Annotated in this window: 1 protein-coding gene (only partly in view); it reads right to left on the reverse strand. The window is 67.5% G+C overall.

Features of this window, described 5'->3' with window-relative positions:
* On the reverse strand, window positions 1-22,939 hold the 3' portion of the coding sequence (locus tag CBI38_RS20365) for a non-ribosomal peptide synthase/polyketide synthase (protein ID WP_230989897.1). The gene runs 10,838 nt beyond the window's last position; 22,939 of the gene's 33,777 nt are visible here — the last part of the coding sequence; the start codon falls outside the window, past its right edge; its stop codon occupies window positions 1-3.

A 22,939-nucleotide genomic window follows, 5' to 3' on the forward strand; every position in this document is an offset into this window, starting at 1 on the left:
TCAGCGTCCGACTCGGGACCGCGCCTGTGCCACCAAGCCGGTCAGTGCCGCTACCCAGCACTGCCCGAAGTCGTCCACCTCGGAGGCCGTCAGAATTCCCGGGGGGAACGACATGAACGCCGTCAACTGCCGACCATCCGCGGTATCGGTGATCACCGACTGGATGTCGAGCACCGCCTGGGCTGGCATCTCACTGTTCACCTGTCCACCCGTCACCGAGGTCTCGAAATCGGGCAGCCAGTCCAGGCCCTGCGCCGCCTCGGGAATTTCCGCAGCATTGACGCGGCCGATGTAGTTGAACACGATTTGCGGTTCCGGCCAATTGCTCATGACCGCGGCGGTCTCCGGGTTCAGGTAACGCAGCAACCCGTAGCCGATCCCCTTGTCAGGTACCGCACCGAGCTGATTCCGTACCGCCTGTACCGCTGCTGCCGCACTCGGGCCACCCTCGATCGCCTCACCGATATCGACCCCTGCGAGATCGAGTCGAGCCGGATACATCGTGGTGAACCAGCCGACCGTACGGGACAAATCTGCACCGGGAACCACTGATTCTTCGCGACCATGGCCCTCGAGAGTGACTACCGCCGACGGCTCGTCGATCCCACGGCCCTGCCGCCAGGCGGCCACCGCGAGTGCGAGGGCTGCGGCGAGCACGTCACCGATTTCCGCGTCGAGTGCGCCGGGAGCCGTCCCGAGCAAGGCCTCGGTGACGGGGGCCGGCACATCGACCCGGGTGCGCTCGAGATTGCTGACGAGGTCGGACCGAAGATCCAGTTCCCGTGACCCCAGCACGGGGTCCGGGCCGGTGAGCATCCGCTCCCACACGGCCAGTTCGGCCACCCGCTCCGGACTCGCGGCTGCCTCGAGGAGTCCGTCCGTCCACCGCCGCAGGGACGTTCCCACCGGTTCCAGCGACGGCGTCTGCCCCGCTGCGATCTGGGCACCGGCCGTTGCAAGGTCCGGGACCAGAATGCGCCACGAGACCGAGTCGATCACGAGGTGATGGGGCACCACCAGCAGTCGGCCCGCCCGGCTCGAATCGGCCGGGTCGAACCACACGAACTGGAGCATCGAACCTGTTCTGGGGTCGAGCCGGTCGAGCGCCTGCGCGAAGGCGGCACTCGCCACCTCGTCGAACTCCGGGGAACCGGGTTCGGCGGTGACGGCGACACGCTCCACGGCACCGTCGAGGTCGACGCTGCCGGCGGGTGCGATCTCGAGGGCAGGCTCCGACGACTCCGACACCAGCGTGGCGCGGAGAGCGTCGTGCTTGTCCACCACCGCCGAGAGTGTCGCGATCAGCTGGTCACGTCCGATGCCGGCAGGAAGCGTCACCATCAGCGGCATCACGAAGCGGTCGAAATCCCCGCCGCGCTCGACCATCTTCCGGGCGACCGGGGTGAGCGGCACCGTGCCGACACCGCCACCCTCGTATTCCTGCAACGCCGCGGCCGCGGACTCCCCCGAATCGGCGACCGCCGCCAGCTCGGCGACGGTGCGCCGTTCGAACACGTCGCGTGCGGTGAAGTGGATACCGGCCGACCGTGCCCGCGCTACCAGCTGAATGGAGACGATGCTGTCGCCACCGAGCTCGAAGAACGAGTCGTCGACACCCACGCGGTCCCGCCCGAGAAGTTCCGCGAAGATCGACGCCAGCGCGCGTTCACTGTCGGTGCGCGGCGCCCGGAACTGGGCGGCCGAGGCGAAGTCGGGCACCGGTAGGGCACGCCGGTCGAGCTTGCCGCTGGTACCCAGCGGCAGTTCGGCCAGAACCATCACGGCGTCCGGCAGCATGTAGTCGGGCAACGATTCTGCGACGAACCCGGTGAGTGCAGCCGAGTCGACAGCCGAACCCGGCTTCGGGACGACGTACGCCACGAGCCGTGCGCCGACCTCACTGTCCCGCACGATCACAGCCGCCTGCGCCACCTCGGTGTGGCGGACGAAGGCCTCCTCCACCTCACCGAGTTCGATACGCAGGCCGCGGACCTTCACCTGGAAGTCGGTACGGCCGACGAACTCGAGTTCACCGCTCTCGTTCCACCGCACGAGGTCACCGGTGCGGTACATCCGTGCGCCGTCGACGCCGAAGGGGTCGGCGACGAATCGTTCGGCGCTCAGCGCAGCGCTGTTGATGTATCCGCGCGCCAACTGGGCCCCGTCGAGGTACAGCTCACCGGGGACACCGATCGGCGACGGCGTCAGGTGGGCGTCGAGCACGTAGGCCCGGGTGTTCCAGACCGGGCCACCGATCGGCGCGATGGTCCCGGTGCGCGAACGGTCCACGACCTGAGCCGCCGAGTTGATTGTGACCTCGGTCGGTCCGTACAGGTTGACCAGCTCGGCGGAACCAATCCGTGCGAGCCGATCCGCCGCCGACTGCGGAAGTGGTTCACCGCCGGCGAAGACCAGCCGCAGCGAACCGCACAGGTCGGCGGTGGCCGCGTCGAGGAACATCGTCAGGACCGACGGAACGAACTGGACCACGGTCACCGACTCCGCGCCCACCGTCTTCGCCATGTACTCGGTGTCGCGGTGACCGTCCGGGGAGGCGACGACGAGGGTGCCGCCGACCACCAACGGCAAGAACAGCTCCCACACCGAGGCGTCGAACGTGAAGGGGGTCTTCTGCAGGATCACGTCCTCGGCACCGATGCCGTACTCGTCCCGCATCCACTCGAGCTGGTTGGCCAGCGCCGAATGCGGAATCACCACACCCTTGGGGCGTCCCGTCGAACCGGACGTGTACAGCGCGTACGCCAGATTTTCCGGGTGGAGTTCACCGAGCCGCTCGGCATCCTCGACTGCAGTGTCGGCGTAGCCGGAGAGGTCGAAGTCCTCCACCAGATACACGGGCACGTCGACGTCGAGATTGGCGATGTCGTCGGCAACGCTCAGCACACACGTCGGGGCAGCACTGTCCACCACGTAGGTGGTCCGGTCGGCCGGATGCTCCGGGTCGATCGGCACGTATGCACCACCCGCCGCGTGCACGGCGTACAGGCTGATCACCATGTCGAGGGAGCGTCGCATCGCGATGCCGACCACCGAGTCCGGTCCCACGCCCAGCGCGATCAGGTGACGGGCCAGCCGGTTCACCCGCGCGTCGAACTGCGCGTAGCTCAGTCGATCCTGCCCGGCGACCACGGCGGTCGCATCCGGGGTTCGCGCCACCTGAGCACGGAACATCGAGGTCACCGACTGGGCGGAGACGGCGTGCGCGGTGTCGTTCCACCGGGACAGGACGAGGTCGCGTTCCTCCGCGGCCAGCAGGTCGAGATCGCCGACCAGCGTGGCACCGCCGGCAGCGATGGTGTGCAGGATGCGGTCCAGGCGTGCCCCGATCCGCTCGACAGTGTCTTCCCCGAACACGTCCGGGAGGTACTTCAGTACCAGCTGGACCTCGGCGTCCGACTGCGCCAGGAGGCTCAGCGGGTAATGCGAGGCGTCGCTGATCTGCGCACCGGTAACCCGCAACCCGTCGATGTCGCTGGACTCGGTGAGACCGGCCCGATCGATCGGGTACGACTCGAACACCGTCAACGTGTCGAACAGTCCGCCGATTCCGGCGATCTGCTGGATCTCGGGCAGCCCGATGTGGTGATGCTCGAGCAAAGCCGACTGTTCGGCCTGTAGACGCTCGAGAAGCCCGAGGAGCGACTCGCGGGGATCGATGCGCACGCGGATCGGGATCGTGTTGATGAACAGACCCACCATCGATTCGATGCCGTTGACCTCCGGCGGACGACCCGACACCGTGGCACCGAAGACGACGTCGTCGGACGCCGTCATCCGGGACAGGAGCAGACCCCACGCTGCCTGGACGATGGTGTTCATCGTCAGGCCACGATCCCTGGCGACGCGCGCCAGGTTCTCGCTGACCGCCGCGCCGAGACGTACCGCGAACTCGGCGGGCTCGGGGCGTACCGGACCGCTGGGTGCGGCGGCGAGCACGGTGGGACCGTCCAGCCCGGCAAGTGCGTGCGCCCACGCAGTGCGTGAGGCGTGCGTGTCACGCGCGGACAGCCAGCTGAGGAAGTCCCGGTAGCCGCGTACCCGCGGCAACACCGAGCCGTCTCCCCGGGTGGCGTACAACACCAACAAGTCCTTCATCAACAACGGCATCGACCATCCGTCGAGCAGGATGTGGTGGTTGCTGATGGAGAAGCTGCAGGTATCCGGCCCCGTGCGAATCAGCAGGAATCGCATCAACGGGGGTCGCGCCATGTCGAAGCGAGCCGAGCGGTGCTCACCCAGAAGGGTGCTCATCCGTTCTTCACGTGCCGCCTCGGACAGTCCGGACAGGTCGATCTCTTCCCAGGGCAGTTCCACGGAATCGACGACCACCTGCACCGCTTCCCCGGCATCGTCGGTGACGAAGGCGGTACGGAGGTTCGCGTGACGCGCGATGAGCGCCTCGGCGGCAGCCCGCAGTCGGGCCGCATCGACGGTGCCTGCGAGGCCGAGCACCACCTGTGCGGTGTAGACGTCGACTGCGTCCTCGGCGAGCACCGAGTGGAAGAACATGCCCGACTGCAGCGGTGCCAGCGGCCACACGTCGGAGGCCTCCGGGTAGCGCTGTTCCAGGATCTCGAGATCATGCTGGGTCACGGTGACGAGCGGGACGTCCGACGGGGTCAGGCCGCCGCCGTCGGGCCGTGACGCGTGCTCGGCCAACGCGGCCGCCGCCGAGTGCCAGAGTTCGGCCAGCTCCCAGACGTCGGATTCGTCGAGGATCTCCTCGGCGAACGCGATCTTCGCCTCGAGTTGGGGACCCGACGCCGATTCGGCGGTGACGGCGTTGATGCTGAGCACAGCAGGCGCCACCATCTCGTCGTCCATTGCGCCGCCGAACTCGCCCGAGTCGCTGTCGGGGACCCAGCCGAGGTCCCGGATCTCCTCCGGGAGGTCGACCGAACCCGCGCGACCGAGATAGTTGAAGCCGATCTGCGGCGTCGGCAGCGCTGCCAGCGCCGGGGCGGTCTCCTCGTTCAGGTAGCGCAGCAAGCCGAAGCCCATGCCGCGGTCCGGGACCGCCAGCAGCTGTTCCTTGACGGCCTTCAGCGCCGCACCCGCAGACCGTCCACCGTCGAACGCCTCGGCCAGGTCGGCACGTGAAACATCGAGGCGCACGGGGAACAGGCTGGTGAACCAGCCCACGGTCCGCGACAGGTCGGCACCCGGGACAACGGATTCTTCACGGCCGTGGCCCTCGAGATTGATGAGCACCGACTGGCCGCCCGGTGCGTCGTCGACTCCGGTTTTGTTCCGGCGCCACTGCGCGACAGCGAGCGCGAGCGCCGCGAGAAGGCCGTCGTTGACGCCGCCGTTCACGGACTGCGGGATCGAGGTCAGCAACGCCTGCGTCACCGGTGTGGAGAAGGTCATGCTCAGACTGTGCGTCCGGGCGATCACATCCCGCTCCCGGTCGAAGGCCCGCTTGCCCAGCAGCGGATCGGTGCCGTCGAGCATGGTCCGCCAGAAGTCGAGTTCGGCCACACGGTGCGGAGACTTCGCTTCCTCCACCAACCCGTGCGCCCACGCCCGCACCGACGAACCTACCGGCTCGAGCTGCGGCTTCTCCCCTCGCGCGATCTGTGATCCTGCGGTGGCGAAGTCGGGCAACAACACTCGCCACGACACACCGTCGACGACGAGGTGGTGCGCCAGCACCAGCAGTCGTCCGCTCTGTCCGGGCAGCGACTCGGCGGGAGCGAACCAGACGAATTCCGTCATCCGCCCCGATGCGGGATCGAGTCGGCTCGCGGCGCGGTCGAGTGCCGCACGCCCCAGCCGCTCGAATGCCTCGGTCCCCGGCTTGTCGGTGAACTCGACGCGTTCGAACAGCTCATCGGCGCCGAGAGCCGCGCCGACGGGCAGTGTGTCGAACACCCACTCGTTCCCCGAGCGGGTCAACCGGGAGCGGAGGATGTCGTGGTGACTCAGGATCGCGTCCACGGTCTCCACCAGCTGCTCCCGGGTCACGCCTGCGGGTGTGGTCAGCAGAACGGCCTGCGAGAACCTGTCGAATCGGCCCGCGCTTTCGGTCAGCCAGTGCGCGATCGGCGTGAGGGGTATCGAACCGACTCCGCCGCCGGGCAGTTCCTCGAGGGTCACCGACTCGACGTCGGTGGCCCAGGCGGCGACGTCGGCGAGTTCGGCAACAGTCTTGCGCTCGAACACGTCTCGCGCCGAGAACAGGACACCGGCGTTCTTGGCCCGCGTGGTCAGCTGGATCGACACGATGCTGTCGCCGCCGAGGGCGAAGAACGAATCGTCGACGCTGACCCTCTCGACACCGAGGACCTGCGCGAAGACGTCGGCGATGGCCTTCTCCATCGGCGTCGACGGCGCGCGGAACTCGGTGGCGACCGACACGAACCGGGGTTCCGGTAGTGCCTTGCGGTCCAACTTTCCTGCGGGTGTCAGCGGCACCGAGTCGATCGGCATGATCGACGAGGGCACCATGTAGCCCGGCAGTGTCTCGGACACGAACGCGGACAACTCGGCGACGTTGATCGACGCGCCCGGGGCAGGCATCACGTAGGAGACGAGGACGGTCTGACCGGTCTGCTCGCGATGATGGCCGAGAGTGACCGCGAAGTCCACGCTCGGATGCCTTCCGAGTTCGGCATCGATCTCGCCGAGCTCGATACGGAATCCGCGGACCTTCACCTGGAAATCGGATCGACCGACGTAGTCGAGGACGAGCTCGCCCTGTCCTTCCGGTCCTTCGTCGTCGGCGTAGACCCAGCGGACGACGTCGCCCGTGCGGTACAGCCGCTCCCCCGAACCACCGAACGGGTTGGCGACGAAACGCTCTGCAGTGAGGGCGAATCGGTTGTGGTAGCCGCGTGCCACGCTCGGCCCCGCCACGTAGAGCTCACCCGCGACACCGACCGGGACGGGGCTGAGCCGGGAGTCGAGCACGACCACGTCGACACCGCGCGTCGGACCGCCGATGGTGACGGGCCGATCGGCCCTCATCGGGGAGCTCGACGTGCTCCAGATCGTCGCTTCGGAGGGGCCGTACAGGTTGTACATGCGCCGGCCGGGCGCCCACCTCTGCATCAGCTCGGGCGGGCAGGCCTCACCGGCCACCGACAGAACCTCGATGCCACCCAGGCCGGCGGGATCCACCGTCGTCAGCGCCGCCGGGGTGATGAAGGCGTGGCTGACCTCCTGCTCCCTGAGCAGTCGAGCCAATTCCTCGCCGCCGTACACGACTCCGGAGGCGATGACCATCGTCGACGAGGCCGCAACGGCCAGAAGCAATTCGAACACGGACGCGTCGAAGCTCGGCGACGCGAAGTGCAGGACCCTCGACTGCGGCGTGAGCCCCAGCCGTTCGACCTGTTCCCGCGTGACGTTCGCCAGCCCGGTGTGGGTGACGACGACGCCCTTCGGCAGACCGGTCGAGCCCGAGGTGTAGATGACATATGCGGCGTCGTCCACCCGCGTAGGACGGATTCGGGTGTCGTCGGTGACGGCCCCGGACGAGACGTGGGCGCACGCACTGTCCATGTCTTCGTCGCCCAGGACAAGCCACCGCACCGTGTCCGGCAGGTCGGCGCTGTGCGCCGCCGTGGTCAGGCCGATCTCCACGCGGGAATCGGTGACCATGTGCAGAATGCGGTCGTACGGGTAGCTCGGGTCGACGGGCACGAAGGCGGCACCCGTCTTCGCGACCGCCCAGATCGAGAGGATCGACTCCACCGATCGGGTGAGTGCGAGAGCCACGAAATCGTCCGAACCGATTCCGCGGCCGATCAATACCCGGGCCAGACGGTTCGAGCGCTCGTCGAGTTCGCGATACGTGACCTGCTGGTTCCCGCACACGACCGCCACGGCCTCGGGGTCCGCCTCCGCCGCGGCGGCGAGGATGCGGGCCAACGTCTGCGGCGGAACCGATGCTGCACCGCGCACGGGCGCGAGGACCCGCTGCTCGTCGCTGTTCAGGACGTCGATGTCACCGATGACCACCGAGGCGTCGCGGGTGATCGCCTCGAGGATGCGGCGGAACCGGAACGCGAACGCGGCGATGGTGCGTTCGTCGAACAGGTCGGTGGCATAGGTGAACACTGCGCGCATCGGCGCGGAGCCACCGGTGTCCGTGGGCTCTCCGGCAGCGTCCGCGAGGGTCAACTGAAGGTCGAACTTGGCCGCGCTGACTCCCCCGTCGAGACCCTCGACGGTCAGCCCCGGAAGTTCGAGGTGGGCCTGCTCAATGTTCTGGAAGGCCAGCGCAACCTGGAACAGCGGCGAGAAGGCGGTCGACCGCTCCGGCTGCAGAATCTCCACCAGACGCTCGAACGGCACATCGGTGTGCGTGAACGCGCCGAGGTCGTGCTGGCGGACCTGCGCCAGCAGATCGGCGAATCGGTCGTCGACATCCACCTGCGAGCGCAGCACCAGGGTATTGACGAACATGCCGACGAGGTCGTCGAGAGCTGCCTCACCGCGTCCTTCTATCGCGGTGCCGATGGCGATGTCCTGCGTGGCGCTGAGCCGGGCCAACAGGACTGACAACGCGGCGTGCGCCACCATGAACAGCGACGCATTGTGCTCGCGGGCAAGCACGCCGAGGCGTCGACGGAGTTCCGCATCGATCTCGAACTCGAAGTTGGCGCCTCGCATCGACTGGGCCGGGGGCCGGGGTCGGTCCGTCGGCAGCGGCAGCACGTCCGGCAACCCGGCCAGGGTCTCGCGCCAGTAGTCGATCTGCTTCGCGGCCAGCGAATCCGGGGCGTTCTCGTCGCCGAGCAGTTCATGCTGCCACAACGCGAAATCGGCGTACTGGACGTCGAGCGGGGCCCAGTTGGGTTCGGATCCGGCGGCCCGGGCGCTGTAGGCGACCACGACGTCACGCGCCAGCGGCGCCGTCGAGGAACCGTCCGCGGAGATGTGGTGGACGACGATCACCAGCACGTGATGCTCGGAGTCGAGCCGCAGGAGGCGGGCCCGGACGGGTACTGCCTTCGCGACATCGAATCCGGCGGTGACGAGGGCGATCACGTGGTTCCGCAGACCGTCCTCGTCGGCGACGCTCTGGACTTCGAGTTCCGTGAACGCCTCGGCGCGGGACACGACGACCTGCCCGGGACCCTCTCCCGTGTCCGGGTAGCGGGTGCGCAGCGTCTCGTGCCGTTCGACGACGTCCCCGAGGGCCTGTTCGAGCGCCCGGACGTCGAGTTCACCGGTCAACCGAATCGCGAGCGGGATGTTGTAGGCCGCCGATGCGGTGTCGAACTGGTTGATGAACCACATCCGAGACTGCGCCGGGGACAACGGGATCCACGCCGGACGCGGTTGCGGGACCAACGCGGGCCGGCCAACGCCCGCCGAATCGGATTGCTCGACCCGTGCGGACAGGGCGATCACGCTGGGCGCCTCGAACAGCTCACGCACACCGATCGAGGAATCGAGTGCGGCGTTCACCCGGGCCACCACACGGGTGGCCACGAGCGAGTTGCCACCCAGGTCGAAGAAGCTGGAATCGACACTGACACGCTCGTGGCCGAGCACGTCCGCGAACACTCCTGCGACGATCTCCTCGACCGGGGTCCGCGGCGCCTTGTACTGGTCCGAAACCCCTGCGAACTCGGGCTCGGGCAGCGCCTTGCGGTCGATCTTGCCGTTGATGTTGAGGGGCAACCGGTCGAGCGTCACGAGTGCCGCCGGAACCATGTATCCCGGCACCGAGCGGCCGACGGATCCGAGCACGTCCGCGATGTCGAGTGCATCTCCGGACTCCGGCACGACGTAACCGACCAGCCGGTCACCGGTGTGGCGATCGCTGTGCACGACGACGACTGCCTGAGCCACCGCGGGGTGCGCGAGAAGCGCACGCTCGATCTCGCCGAGCTCGATGCGGAATCCACGGACCTTCACCTGGAAGTCGCAGCGGCCCACATAGTCGAGGTTGCCGTCCCGATTCCACCGCACCAGGTCACCGGTCCGGTACATTCGGGCACCCGAAGGCCCGAAGGGGTTGGCCACGAACCGTTCCGCGGTGAGGTCGTGGCGACCGAAGTAGCCGCGAGCCAGCTGGTCACCCGCCAGATAGAGCTCACCTGTCACGCCGGCAGGCACGGGGTGCAGCCGGGTGTCGAGAACGTACGTCTGCGTGTTCCACTCGGGCCGCCCGATCGGGACGGAACCGCCCCGTTCGACACCGCACCGGTAGTGCGTGACGCTGACCGCCGCTTCGGTCGGGCCGTACAGGTTGAAGATTTCGGCACCGCTGACGTCCCGCAGGCGCTGCACGGTGTCGGCCGGGAGAGCCTCACCGATGCAGAGAACCCGTCGCAACGACGCGAGCTGGGCAGACTCCGCCACCGAGACGAAAGCCGCGAGCAGCGACGGAACGAAGTGCACGTTCGTGACCTGCTGCTCGGCAACGAGTCCGGCGAGGTACGACGGATCTCGGTGACCGTCCGGCTTGGCGACGACGAGCCGTGCCCCCGAGGTCAGCGCCCACCAGAACTCCCACACGGAGAGGTCGAAGGTGGCCGCCGTCTTCAGCAGCACCGCATCGTCGGCGGTCAGGGGGTACTCGTCCTGCTTCCATCGCAATTGGTTCGCGATGGCACCGTGCGTGATGGTCACGCCCTTGGGCCGGCCGGTCGAGCCGGACGTGTAGATCACATAGGCCGCATGGGTCGACCGCAACGGTGCCCGGCGATCGGCATCGGTGATCGACGTGTCCGCCGCCCCGGTGAGGTCGAGCTCGTCGAGGACGACGACATCGACACCCGTCGGCAGCGACGCGACGACGCTCCGGAGAGTCAGCACACACACGGGTTGCGCGCTGCCGAGCACGTACGCCGTCCGCTCGACGGGATGATCCGGATCGATCGGCAGGTACACGCCGCCGGCCTGCGCAATGGCATACATGCCGACCAGCAGTTCCACCGACCGCGGAAGGGCAAGGCCCACCACGGTTTCCGGTCCCACACCCAGATCGATGAGGTGGCGCGCGAACCGGTAGACCCGTGCAGCGAATTCGCCATAGGTCAGCGACTCGTCCTCGAACACGACCGCGGTGGCGTCCGGATCCCTGACGGCCGCGACGGTGAACATATCGGCGAGTGTCGTCTCGGGCAGTGCCCGTCCCGTGGCGTTCCACCCCGACACCACCTGGGCGCGCTCGTCGTCCCCGATCAACGGCAGATCGCCGACGGCGACCTGCGGTGACGCGACGGCAGCCGAGAGCACCCGCAGGAACCGATCCGCGAAGCCCTGCACGGTCACCGCGTCGAACAGGTCGGTGGCGTAGGTGAACACACCGGACATCTCCTCGCCCTCGGGGCTGTCCCCGAGGACGAGGTGCAGATCGAACTGAGCTGTGTCGCCTTCCATGTCGAGCGGTGCGACGGTCAGGTCGGGTAGCTGCAGGTCGGACTTCGTCGTGTTCTGGAACGAGTAGCCCACCTGGAAGATCGGGTGATGGGCCATCGATCGTGCCGGATTGAGCACCTCGACCAGCCGCTCGAACGGCACGTCGGCGTGCGAGAACGCCTCGAGGTCCGCTTCACGTGCACGGTCGAGGATCTCGTCGAAACTCTGCCCGTCGTCCACCTGCACGCGCAGGGCGAGGGTATTGACGAACATGCCGACGATGTCGTCGAGTTCACGCTCACCGCGGCCGGCGATCGGCGTTCCGACCGAGATGTCCCCGGTGCCCGACAGCCTGCTCAGGAGCACCGCGAAGGCCGCGTGGACGGCCATGAACACACTGGCGTTGTGCCCTCGGGCGAGTGCCGCCAGGCCTCGGTGCAGCGCCGCGTCGATCGTGAAATCGACCCGCGCTCCGCGCAGCGACTGCACGGGCGGACGCGGGCGGTCGAGCGGAAGCTCGAGAAGGTCCGGCACACCGGCCAGCGCCTTCTTCCAGAAGTCGAGCTGTGCCGAGATGAGACTCTGCGGATCGTCTTCGCTGCCCAGCAGTTCACGCTGCCAGATCGCATAGTCGGCGTACTGCACGGGAAGCGGACCGAAGCCCGGCTCCCGTCCCGCTGCACGGGACGCGTACGCCACCATGACGTCGCGCACGAACGGTGCCGTCGACTCGCCGTCGGTGGACACGTGGTGCACGATGAGCGCGAGCACGTAGTCCTGAGGGGCCGTCTCGAACAACCGCATCCGGATCGGGGGCACGTCGGCGGTCACATCGAATCCCGCGGTGGCCATCTCCACCAGGCGGGAGCGAAGTTCGTCGCCCGTCACGGCAACCGGCGCGAGATCGACCGGTACCTGCTCGGCGGGGACGATGACCTGGTGGGGTCCGTCCGCGGAATCCGGGTAGGTGGTCCGGAGCGATTCGTGCCGTTCGAGCACGTCGAACACCGCGGCCCGCAGCGCCTCCACGTCGAGGGCGCCCGTCAACCGGACCGCCAACGGGATGTTGTAGGCCGCCGACTCGGGATCGAAGCGGTTGATGAACCACATTCGCGACTGCGCGAGGGAGAGGGGAATGTGATCCGGTCGCTTCCGTGGCCCGAGGACGGGTCGAACCTCGTCGCTGGTGGCAGTGGCCGAGATGCGGACGGCGAGCGAGGCCACGGTCGGCGCCTCGAACAACTCCCGGACGCCCACCCGGAGCCCGAACGCCTGCCCCACCCGGGACACGACGCGAGTGGCGCTGAGCGAGTTGCCGCCGAGGTCGAAGAAACTGTCGTCCACGCTCACCGCGGACAGACCGAGGACCTCGCAGAAGATAGTGGCGACGGTCTCCTCGGCCGGTGTCGACGGTGCGCGGAACTCTGCACTCGAGGAGACGAACTCCGGCTCGGGCAGGCGCGCGCGGTCCAGCTTGCCGATTCCGGTCAACGGGATCTCATCGAGCAGGATCACCACCGACGGCACCATGTACGGCGGAAGGGTCTCGCCGACAACCGTCTTCAGCGATTCCGCATCCACCGTCGCACCATCGACCGGCAGGACGTAGGACACGAGGGTCGTCAGGCCCGCGGGGTTCTCACGGCCCACGGTCACGGCGAACTCGATGTCCGGCTGGGCTGCCAGTGCGGCGTCGATCTCACCGAGCTCGACGCGGAACCCACGAACCTTCACCTGGAAGTCGGACCGGCCGACGTACTCCACGCGGTGGTCGTCCGCCCACCGCACCACGTCTCCGGTGCGGTACATACGCGATCCGGGCTCGCCGAACGGGTTGGCCACGAACCGCTCCGACGTGACCGCCGGACGGTTGTGGTATCCGCGGGTCACCGACGGTCCACAGATGTAGAGCTCGCCGGGAACGCCTTCGGGCACCGGGCGCAGCCGGGAGTCCAGGATGAGTGATTCGACACCGCGCAGCGGCTTACCGATCGTCACCCGTTCCCCGGCCACCATCGGTTCGGTGATCGTGACGATCACCGTGGTCTCGGTCGGCCCGTAGGCGTTGCGCATCTCGCGGCCGGGCGCCCATCGGGCAACCAGTTCCGGTGTGCACGTGTCGCCGCCGACCACGACGGACCGCACGGAGTCGAGCCCCTCGGGATCGACGGTCATCAGTGCGGTCGGCGTCATCACGACGTTGTTGACCTGCTCACGGCGGATCAGGTCGGCGAGCTCGTCGCCGCCGTACACGTCCGCGGGTGAAATCACCAGAGTGGCACCGGCACTGAACGCTGCGAGCATCTCACCGACCGAGGTGTCGAAGCTCGGCGACGCCACATGCAGGAAACGCGAACTCGGCGACACGACGTAGTGCTCACGAACCTCGCTGGTGAGGTTCGCCAGACCGCGGTGGGTGACCACGACGCCCTTCGGTTTGCCCGTCGAGCCGGACGTGTAGATCAGGTACGCCGGATGATCGACGGTCAGCTGACGGCGACGATCGGCGTCGCGCACCGGAGCCGCCGACACCGTACGCGTCTGGTCGGCGAACTCGGGAGCATCGAGGACCATCCAGGACACCGTGTCCGGCAGGTCGTCTCGATGACGATCGACCGTGAGACCCAGGACAGCACCCGAATCGGACAACATCTCGTTGATGCGCTCGAACGGAAGCTTCGGGTCGACGGGCAGGTAGGCGCCACCCGCCTTTGCGATCGACCAGATCCCCAGGATCGATTCCACGGAACGGGTGATGGCGAGCGCCACGTAGTTCTCCGGCCCCACTCCCCGATCGATCAGCACGCGCGCCAGCCGGTTCGACTGCTCGTCGAGTTCGCGGTAGGTGAGCTCGCGGCCCTCGAAGGACAGCGCCACCGAATCCGGTGCGAGGTCCACGCCCGAACGCAGCAGTTCGGGCAGTGTCCGCGGTTCGAGTGACCGGGGACCGCGCACAGGTGCGATGGCAGCCTTCTCGGCCGCGTCGAGAATGTCGATGTCGCCGAGAATCACGTCCGGCTCGGTCGCCACCGCTCCGAGAATCCGGACGAACCGATCGGCGAACCTCTGCACCGTCCGCTCGTCGAACAGATCGGTCGCGTAGTTGAACGACGCGACGATGCCTGCCGCTCCCCCGTCGACGTAGCGCTCACCCACACTGAGCTGCAGATCGAATTTCGCGACATCCAGCGGGGTCTCCAGGACCGAGACCTCGAGGCCGGGGAACTCGAGGGTCGAGCTACCGGTGTTGTTGAACGCCAAGGCAACCTGGAAGAGCGGTTGGTGGGCCGTGGAACGGGGGACGTTCAGCACGTCGACGAGCCGCTCGAACGGAATGTCTCCGTGTGCGAATGCTTCGAGGTCCGTCTCCCGAACCTGCGCCAGCAGCTCCAGGAACCGCAACTCCGGATTCACCGAACTACGCAGGACGAGGGTATTGACGAACATGCCGACCATCTCGTCGATCTCACGCACACCGCGGCCCGCGACAGGCGTGCCGATGGCGAGATCGGTATTCGAGCTGAGCCGCTCGAGCAGTACGGCGAACGCGGCATGCACGACCATGAACATGCTCGCGTTGTGCCGGCGGGCGAGCGCCGCCAGTGCGCGATGCGTGTCCGGGTCGATGTCGAAGTCGAACGTCGCCCCGCGCAGCGACTGCACGGGCGGACGCGGGCGGTCGGTGGGAAGTTCGAGCGACTCGGGAAGGTCGGCAAGTGCGTGACGCCAGTAGTCGACCTGGCGCGACGCGATCGACTCCGCGTCGGATTCGTCGCCGAGCACCTCACGCTGCCACAGCGCGAAATCCGCGTACTGCACGGGCAGTGGTTCCCAGCCCGGTGCGTCACCGCCGGCGCGGGCCACATACGCCTGCATCATGTCCCGGAACAGCGGTGCCATCGAGGCGCCGTCCGCGGCAATGTGGTGGACGACGAGCACCAGAATGTGCTCGTCTTCACTCATCCGGAGGAGACCGACCCGGAACGGCATCGAGAGACTGACGTCGAAACCTGTGTTCGCGAGCGCACGCGCTCGGCGGTAGGCGTCGGCCTCGTCCGTGGTCGGCTCGACGGTCAACGGCTCCACGGCCTCCGCGGTCGGAAGTATCACCTGATACGGACCATCGGGCGACTCGGGGAACAGGGTGCGCAGCGACTCGTGACGCTCCACCACGTCGGTGAGAGCCGCACCCAGCGCATCGATGTCGAGGTGTCCCCGCAGACGCACCGCCATCGGCAGGTTGTACGCCGCCGACTCGGTGTCGAACTGGTTGATGAACCACATCCGAGACTGCGCCAGTGACAGAGGGATTCGTTCCGGCCGCGGCCCCGCGGTCAACGGCAGGCGCTCGCGGTCGGCGTCGGCCGAGTGCTCGGCAACGGCCGCCACGCCCTCGACCGTCGGGTTCTCGAAGACCGAGCGGACAGTCAACTCGGTGCCGAGGGCCTCTTCGAGACGCGCTACCACCCGGGTGGCACTGAGGGAGTTTCCACCGAGGTCGAAGAACGAATCGGTGGCGCCGGCCCGTTCGATACCGAGAACGTCGGCGAAGACGCCGGCCACGATCTCTTCGAGCGGAGTACGGGGAGCGACGTACTCGTGGTCGTCGGAGTCGAAGTGCGGTTCAGGCAGCCGCTTACGATCCACTTTGCCGTTGTTGTTCAGCGGCATGGATTCGAGGACTACGAGAACATCGGGAACCATGTGCGCGGGAAGGGTCTTCGCGAGCGAGGACAAGACCTCCCGCGAATCGATATCCCCGGCGGCCGGCACGGCGTAGGCGACCAGCCGCTGTCCCTGCGGGGTGTCCCGGACGACGACGACTGTCTGAGACACATCGGGGTGCGCCAGCAGAGCGAACTCGATCTCGCCGAGTTCGATGCGCAGGCCACGGATCTTGACCTGGAAGTCGGTCCTGCCCAGGAAGTCGTAGTTCTTGTCGCTTCGGCGCCGCACCAGGTCGCCTGTGCGGTACATCCGGGTGCCGGGAGCGCCGAACGGGTCCGCGATGAATCGCGTGGAGGTGATCCCGAACATGTTGCCGTAGCCGCGGCCGACCGCGATACCACCGACATAGAGCTCACCCGTCATACCGTCGGGAACCCGGCGCAGCCGGCCGTCCAGAACGTACAGCGCCACGTTGTCGAGCGCGGGGCCGATGGGCAGCCGCAATTGATCGGACACCGCATCTTCGGGTGTGATGACGTAGGACGTGACGATGTCGGACGCTTCGGTAGGCCCGTAGCTGTTGTGGCAGCGGACTCCTCGGTCGAGGAACTTCTTCAGCGGCGCAGCCTTGACCGCCTCACCGCCGAGCGCAATGGTGCGGACGCTACGAAGTTCCTCGTTCTGCTCGAGCTCTGCGACGATCTCGAAGGCTCCGGGCGCCATGTTGACCACCGTCAACTCGTTCTCGTCGATCTGACGGAGAATCGACTGGGGTTCGAAACCCTCGACCGCAAGGTGGATCGCTCCACCCGATGACAGCGTTCCCCACACCGTCTTCTGCGTCAGGTCGAATCCGGGTGCCGAGGAGACCAGGACGCCGTCGCCCTGCTCGAGCGCGAGTTGGCCGCGGAACCACACCATCATGTTGCAGAATCCGGCCATCGGCACCAGCGCGGGTTTGGGCCTACCGGTCGAACCGGATGTGGAGATGACGTAGGCCAGGCGAGCGCCGGATCCGTCCTCGGTCCAGTAATTGACGGGGTCGGAGTCATCGTGTGCCGCCAACTCCGACGCCACGGTGGGGTCGTCGAGTACGAGAACGTCGGCCTCGACGTCGTCGGCGCCTGCCCACGCCGTCGTGGCGACAACGGCACGAGCACCACAGTCGTGGAGCATGGCGCCGATACGTTCCGCGGGGTAGGCCGGATCGATCGGTGCGTAGGCGGCGCCCGCTTTCCACGTTGCGAGCATGCCGATGATCCACTCGATCGAGCGGGGAACCACCAGGGCGACCACGTCGTCGGGACGGACACCGCGGGACGCCAGCTCACGGGCCAGCTGATTGGCCCGGGCGTTCAATTCCCGGCGGGAGAGAGCGTGGCCGTTCCCCTTCAACGCAAGGGCGTCCGGATTTGCCCGGACCTGCTCCGACCAGCACTCCACGAGGTCGACGGGAAGCGCACCGGCGCGGCGATCCGACGCAGACGTGGCTTCGGCGATCACCCCGGCGAGCATGCCGGCGAACTGATCCGCGAAACCCTCACCGGATGCTCCGTCGAGCAGACCCGGCAGCAAGGTCGACAAGGCCACCGTCACAGCAGCCTCCGGTCCGACACCGACGCTCGCTAGCGTCCGCGCCAGCTCACCGGACTTCTCGTGCCATTGCCGGTAGGTCACATCGTTACCGTTGTGAGACAACGCAATACCGTGAGGATTGATCGATGCTGCCGCATCGAGCAACTCCGGCAGCGGCCGCGTCGCGAGCTCCTCCGCGACACTGTGCGACCCCAGCGACTCCACCGTGTCGCTGGAAGTGCCACCGAGCTCCGCATGTTCTGCGGCCGACAGGATGTCGATGTCACCCACGATCACCGAACTGTCCGCCACGACCGCATCGAGGATCGCCAGGAACCGAGACCGGTAGCCCTCGATCGTCGCTTCGTCGAAGATGTCCGTCGCGTAGCTGAACATCGCCTTCGTCGGACCGTCCGCGTCGGCGCCCTGCTCGTCGACGGCGAGGGTCAGATCGAACTTTGCCAGGTTGGCCTCGTTGTCGAGTGCCGTCACCGTCAGACCGGGCAGCTCGAGCTTGGCCGCTTCGTTGTTCTGGAAGGTCAGCGTCACCTGAACGAGCGGTGCGTAGGTGTTCGACCGCGCCGGGGCGAGTGCCTCGACGAGCCTTTCGAAGGGAATGTCGGTGTTTCCGAAAGCACCCAGATCCGTGTTGCGCACGCTGTCGAGCACATCGGCGAAGGTCGCCGACTGAGAGACCTCTGTCCGCAGCACCAGCGTGTTCACGAACATGCCGACCAGATCGTCCAGGGCGGCGTCGCCGCGGCCGGCGACGGGCGTACCGACCACGATGTCCTCGGTACCGCTCATTCGCGCCAGCAGTACGGCGAACGCCGCGTGTACCACCATGAACACGGAGGCCTGGTGCGCCTGCGCGACCTCCGCGAGGGCGGCTTTCAGGTCAGGACCGAACTCGAACTCGACTCGCGCAGACTGCGGAACCCGGTTGGGCGTGCGCTGGCGATCGAGAGGTAGCTCGAGGAGTTCAGGCGCATCGGCGAGCGTGCTCACCCAGTAGTCCAGCTGCCGGGCAGCCGGCGACGCCGGATCTTCCTCCGAACCGAGCACCTCCCGCTGCCACAGGGCGAAGTCGGCGAACTGCACCGCGAGGGGCGCCCATGCCGGAGCGGAGCCCTCGACCCGCGCGCTGTACGCCGTGAACAGGTCACGCGCCAGTGGCGCGATCGAGCCGCCGTCCGCGGAAATGTGGTGGATGACGATGAGGAGAACGTGCTCGGTGGAGTCCGCCTCCCCCACCCGGAAGAGCGCTGCGCGGACCGGCACGGACTTGGTGACGTCGAACCCGGTGGTGGCGACGGCCAACAGACGATCGCGGAGTTCCGACTCGTCGGCGACGTGCGTCACCTCGAGGTTCAGATCCACCTCGACGGCCGGCCGGATGACCTGGTGCGGCCCTTCAGGGGAACTCGGGAACTGGGTACGCAGAGATTCGTGGCGTTCGAGCACGTCGGCGAGAGCGGACTGCAGCGCTGTGACGTCGAGAGCACCCGACAGGCGCAGTGCCATCGGGATGTTGTACGACGGGGAGGACGGATCGTAGCGGTTGGCGAACCACATCCGCTGTTGCGCGAGCGACAGCGGGATGCGGTCGGGACGCGGACGCGGTGCCAGAGCAGGGCGGGCGGCGATGCCGGTGCCACGCGCATCCACCCGCGACGCGAGAGCGCCGACGGTGGGAGCCTCGAAGAGTTCGCGTACACCGATGTCCGTATCGAGGGCCGTGTTGATCCGGGACACGACGCGGGTAGCGATGAGCGAGTTGCCGCCGAGTTCGAAGAAGGCGTCGTCGAGCCCCACTCGCTCGACACCGAGAACCTCGGCGAACACAGCGGCCACCGTCTGCTCGATGTGTGACTGCGGAGCGCGGTATTCGCGTGTGACGGCGAACGTTTCGGGAACCGGCAACGCCCGCCGATCGAGCTTGCCCACAGGGGTCAGGGGCACGGATTCGAGAGCGATGACAGTGGCCGGAACCATGAACGACGGCAGGAACTCACCCGCGAAGTCCATCAGTTCTGCCTGGTCCACAGTTCGTCCCGCCGTGGGCAGCACGTAGGACACCAGGGCGGCGTCGCCGGAAGAGGTGGTCAACGCAGACGTGGTGACGAACTCGACCGACTCGTGTCGCGCGAGGACGGCATCGATTTCACCCAGTTCGATCCGGAAGCCGCGAACCTTCACCTGCTGGTCCGACCTGCCGACGTAGTCGGCCGTCAGGACACCGTGTTCGTCCCGCTTCCATCGGACGACGTCGCCGGTGCGGTACATCCGGTCGCCGGGTGCACCGTAGGGGTTGGCGACGAAACGTTCGGCGGTCAGCGGCGTACGCCGGTGGTATCCGCGAGCCAGCCCGAGCCCCGACAGATAGAGCTCACCTGCGATACCCACCGGAACAGGGCGCAGACGATCATCGAGCACGAGCGCACTGGTTCCCCGGATCGGGCCGCCGATCGTCACCGGACCGTCAGCGGACATCGGGTCGCTGATGTTGGACATGATCGTGGTCTCGGTGGGTCCGTAGCCGTTGAACAGCGAACGCCCGGGAGCCCAGCGCGCGGCGAGTTCTGCCGGGACCGCTTCGCCGCCGGCCACCACGAACTGGAAGTCGTCGAGACCCGCCGGGTCGACGGACGCGAGGGCGGAGGGCGTGACGAAACCGTGCGTGATCCGGTTCTCACGGAGGAACTTCGCGAGCTCGGGACCGCCGTACACGTCCGTGGGGGCGATCACCATAGTGGCACCGGCGCCGACCGCGAGCAGCAGTTCGAGCACCGACGCGTCGAAGCTCGGCGAGGCGAAATGCAAGGTCCGCGACGCGGTGGTCACCTGGTAACGCTCACGCTGTTCAGCAGCGAAGTTCGCCAGACCGCGGTGGCTGACGACGACACCCTTGGGCTGCCCGGTGGTGCCGGACGTGTAGATGACGTACGCGCTGTTCGCCGGTGTCACCGACGAACGACGGTCCGCGTCGGTGACCGGTGCCGCCGAGTACTGCGCCCAAGCGGTGTCGGCGCCGTCACCGTCGAGGAGCAGCCAGTCGACGCCGGCCGGCAGCCGGTCGAGCTCGGATGCAACGGAAAGCCCCAGCGTCACACCGGAATCGGTGACCATGTGGGCGATACGCTCGTCTGGGTACTTCGGGTCGATCGGCACGTAGGCGCCGCCACTCTTGGCAACGGCCCAGATGCCCACCACGGAGGCGATCGAGCGGGTGATGCCCAGGGCGACGAACGACTCGGCGCCCACCCCTCGCTCGATCAGTGCCCGCGCGATGCGGTTCGAGCGTGCGTCGAGCTCCCGGTAGGTGATCGATTCGCTGCCCGCGACGACGGCGACACCGTCCGGGTCGGCGGCCACGGCACCCGCGAGCAACTCCACGAGCGTCTGCGGCGCCGCTCCCTCGACGCCCCGGACCGGAGCCAGCTCGGCGGCCTCCCGCGGATCGAGGATGGGGATGTCTCCCACGGCAATGTCGGTGTCGGTCGCGACGGACTCGAGGATTCGCAGGAAGCGATCCACGAATCCGCGAACCGTACTCGAGTCGAAAATCTCCGTCGCATACCCGAGCGACCCGGTGATGCCGGTGGCCACGCCCGCGTCGGACCACTGCTCCTGCAGGTCGACGGTGAGGTCGAATTTGCTGAACTCGACGTCGACCGCACCGGGAACGGCTTCCAGTCCCTCGAACTCGAGCGACGGAATTCCGTTGACCTGATGCGTCAGAACCACCTGGAACAGCGGCGTGTAGGCCGTGGACCGGGTCGGTTTCAGGGCGTCGACCAGCTGCTCGAACGGAACGTCCTGGTGGCTGAAGGCCGCCAGGTCCTGCTCCCGAACGTGTTCGAGGAGAGCTGTGAACGACGCACCGGGCTCGACCTGCGTGCGCAACACCAGCGTGTTGACGAACATGCCGACGAGGTTGTCAAGCGCCTCCTCGCCGCGGCCGGCAATCGCCGCGCCGATGGCAATGTCGGTGCCCGCACTCACGCGCGCCAGCAGCACGGACAGCGCCGCATGCAACACCATGAACGAGGAGACATTGTGCTCGCGCGCAAGATCACTCAGCCGGCGGTGCAGGTCCGCATCGATGGTGAAATCGACGGCGGCACCCGTCATCGACCGCACTGCCGGCCTGGGCCGATCGGTCGGCAACTCGAGAACGTCGGGCAGACTCGCCAGAGTCTTCGCCCAGAAGTCGATCTGCTGCGCCGCAAGGGAGTGCGGGTCGTCTTCGGATCCGAGCAGAGCGCGCTGCCAGATCGCGTAGTCGGCGTACTGGATCGGGAGCTCGGGCCACTGCGGCTCCCCTCCCGACACACGCGCGGCGTAGGCCGCCATCACGTCGCGTGCCAACGGCAGTGTCGACGCGCCGTCGGAGGCGATGTGGTGCATCACCACGACCAGGACGTGATCGTCCGCGGCGATGCGGAACAGGCGAGCGCGGATCGGGAGTGTGTCGGTGACATCGAACCCTTGCGAGCCGAACTCGAACAGGCGAGCCGTCAGATCCGACTCGGCGACCTCGACCGGATCGAGGCCCAGGTCGACGTCCGATGCGGGAAGTATGACCTGGTGTGCGCCGGCATCGGAGTCGGGGAACACGGTTCGCAGGACTTCGTGGCGCGCCACGACGTCGGACAGACCCGACGCCATCGCGGTGACGTCGAGATCACCGCGGAACCGGACCGTCAACGGCACGTTGTATGCGGGCGAGGTCGGGTCGAAGCGGTTGAGGAACCACATGCGCTGCTGCGCCAGCGACAACGGAAGTTGCTCGGGCCGCTGCTGCGCGACCAGGGCCGGTCGGGGCGCCCGATCACCGTCCTGCCGCTCGATGAAGTCGGCGAGTTCGGCGACAGTGGGGACTTCGAAGAGATCTCGCATGCCCACGGTGGCGCCGGTCGCCGCCGACAGACGGGACGCGACGCGTGTGGCGCTCAGCGAATTACCGCCGAGATCGAAGAACGACGCGTCGACGCTCACGCGGTCGACACCGATCACGTCACCGAAGACCGCGGCGACGACCTCCTCCAGCGGTGTGCGGGGTGCGACGAACTCGGCATTGTCGGTGGCGAATTCCGGTTCGGGAAGCGCCTTGCGGTCGATCTTGCCGCTCGCGTTGAGCGGCATCTCGTCCACGACGACGAGCGCATCGGGAACCATGTGCGACGGCAGAAGCGCACGCAGACGCGCGGTCACGTCGTGAGCCGTCACGGAGGCGCCCGCCGCGGCGGTGACATAGCCGACGAGTCGCTGCAGTCCGTGACGCTCGGAGACCACGACGATCGACTGCTTGATGTCGTCCATCGCGGTCAGAGCCGACTCGATCTCGCCG

It is taken from the genome of Rhodococcus oxybenzonivorans (genome assembly GCF_003130705.1).
Taxonomy (GTDB): Bacteria; Actinomycetota; Actinomycetes; order Mycobacteriales; family Mycobacteriaceae; genus Rhodococcus_F; species Rhodococcus_F oxybenzonivorans.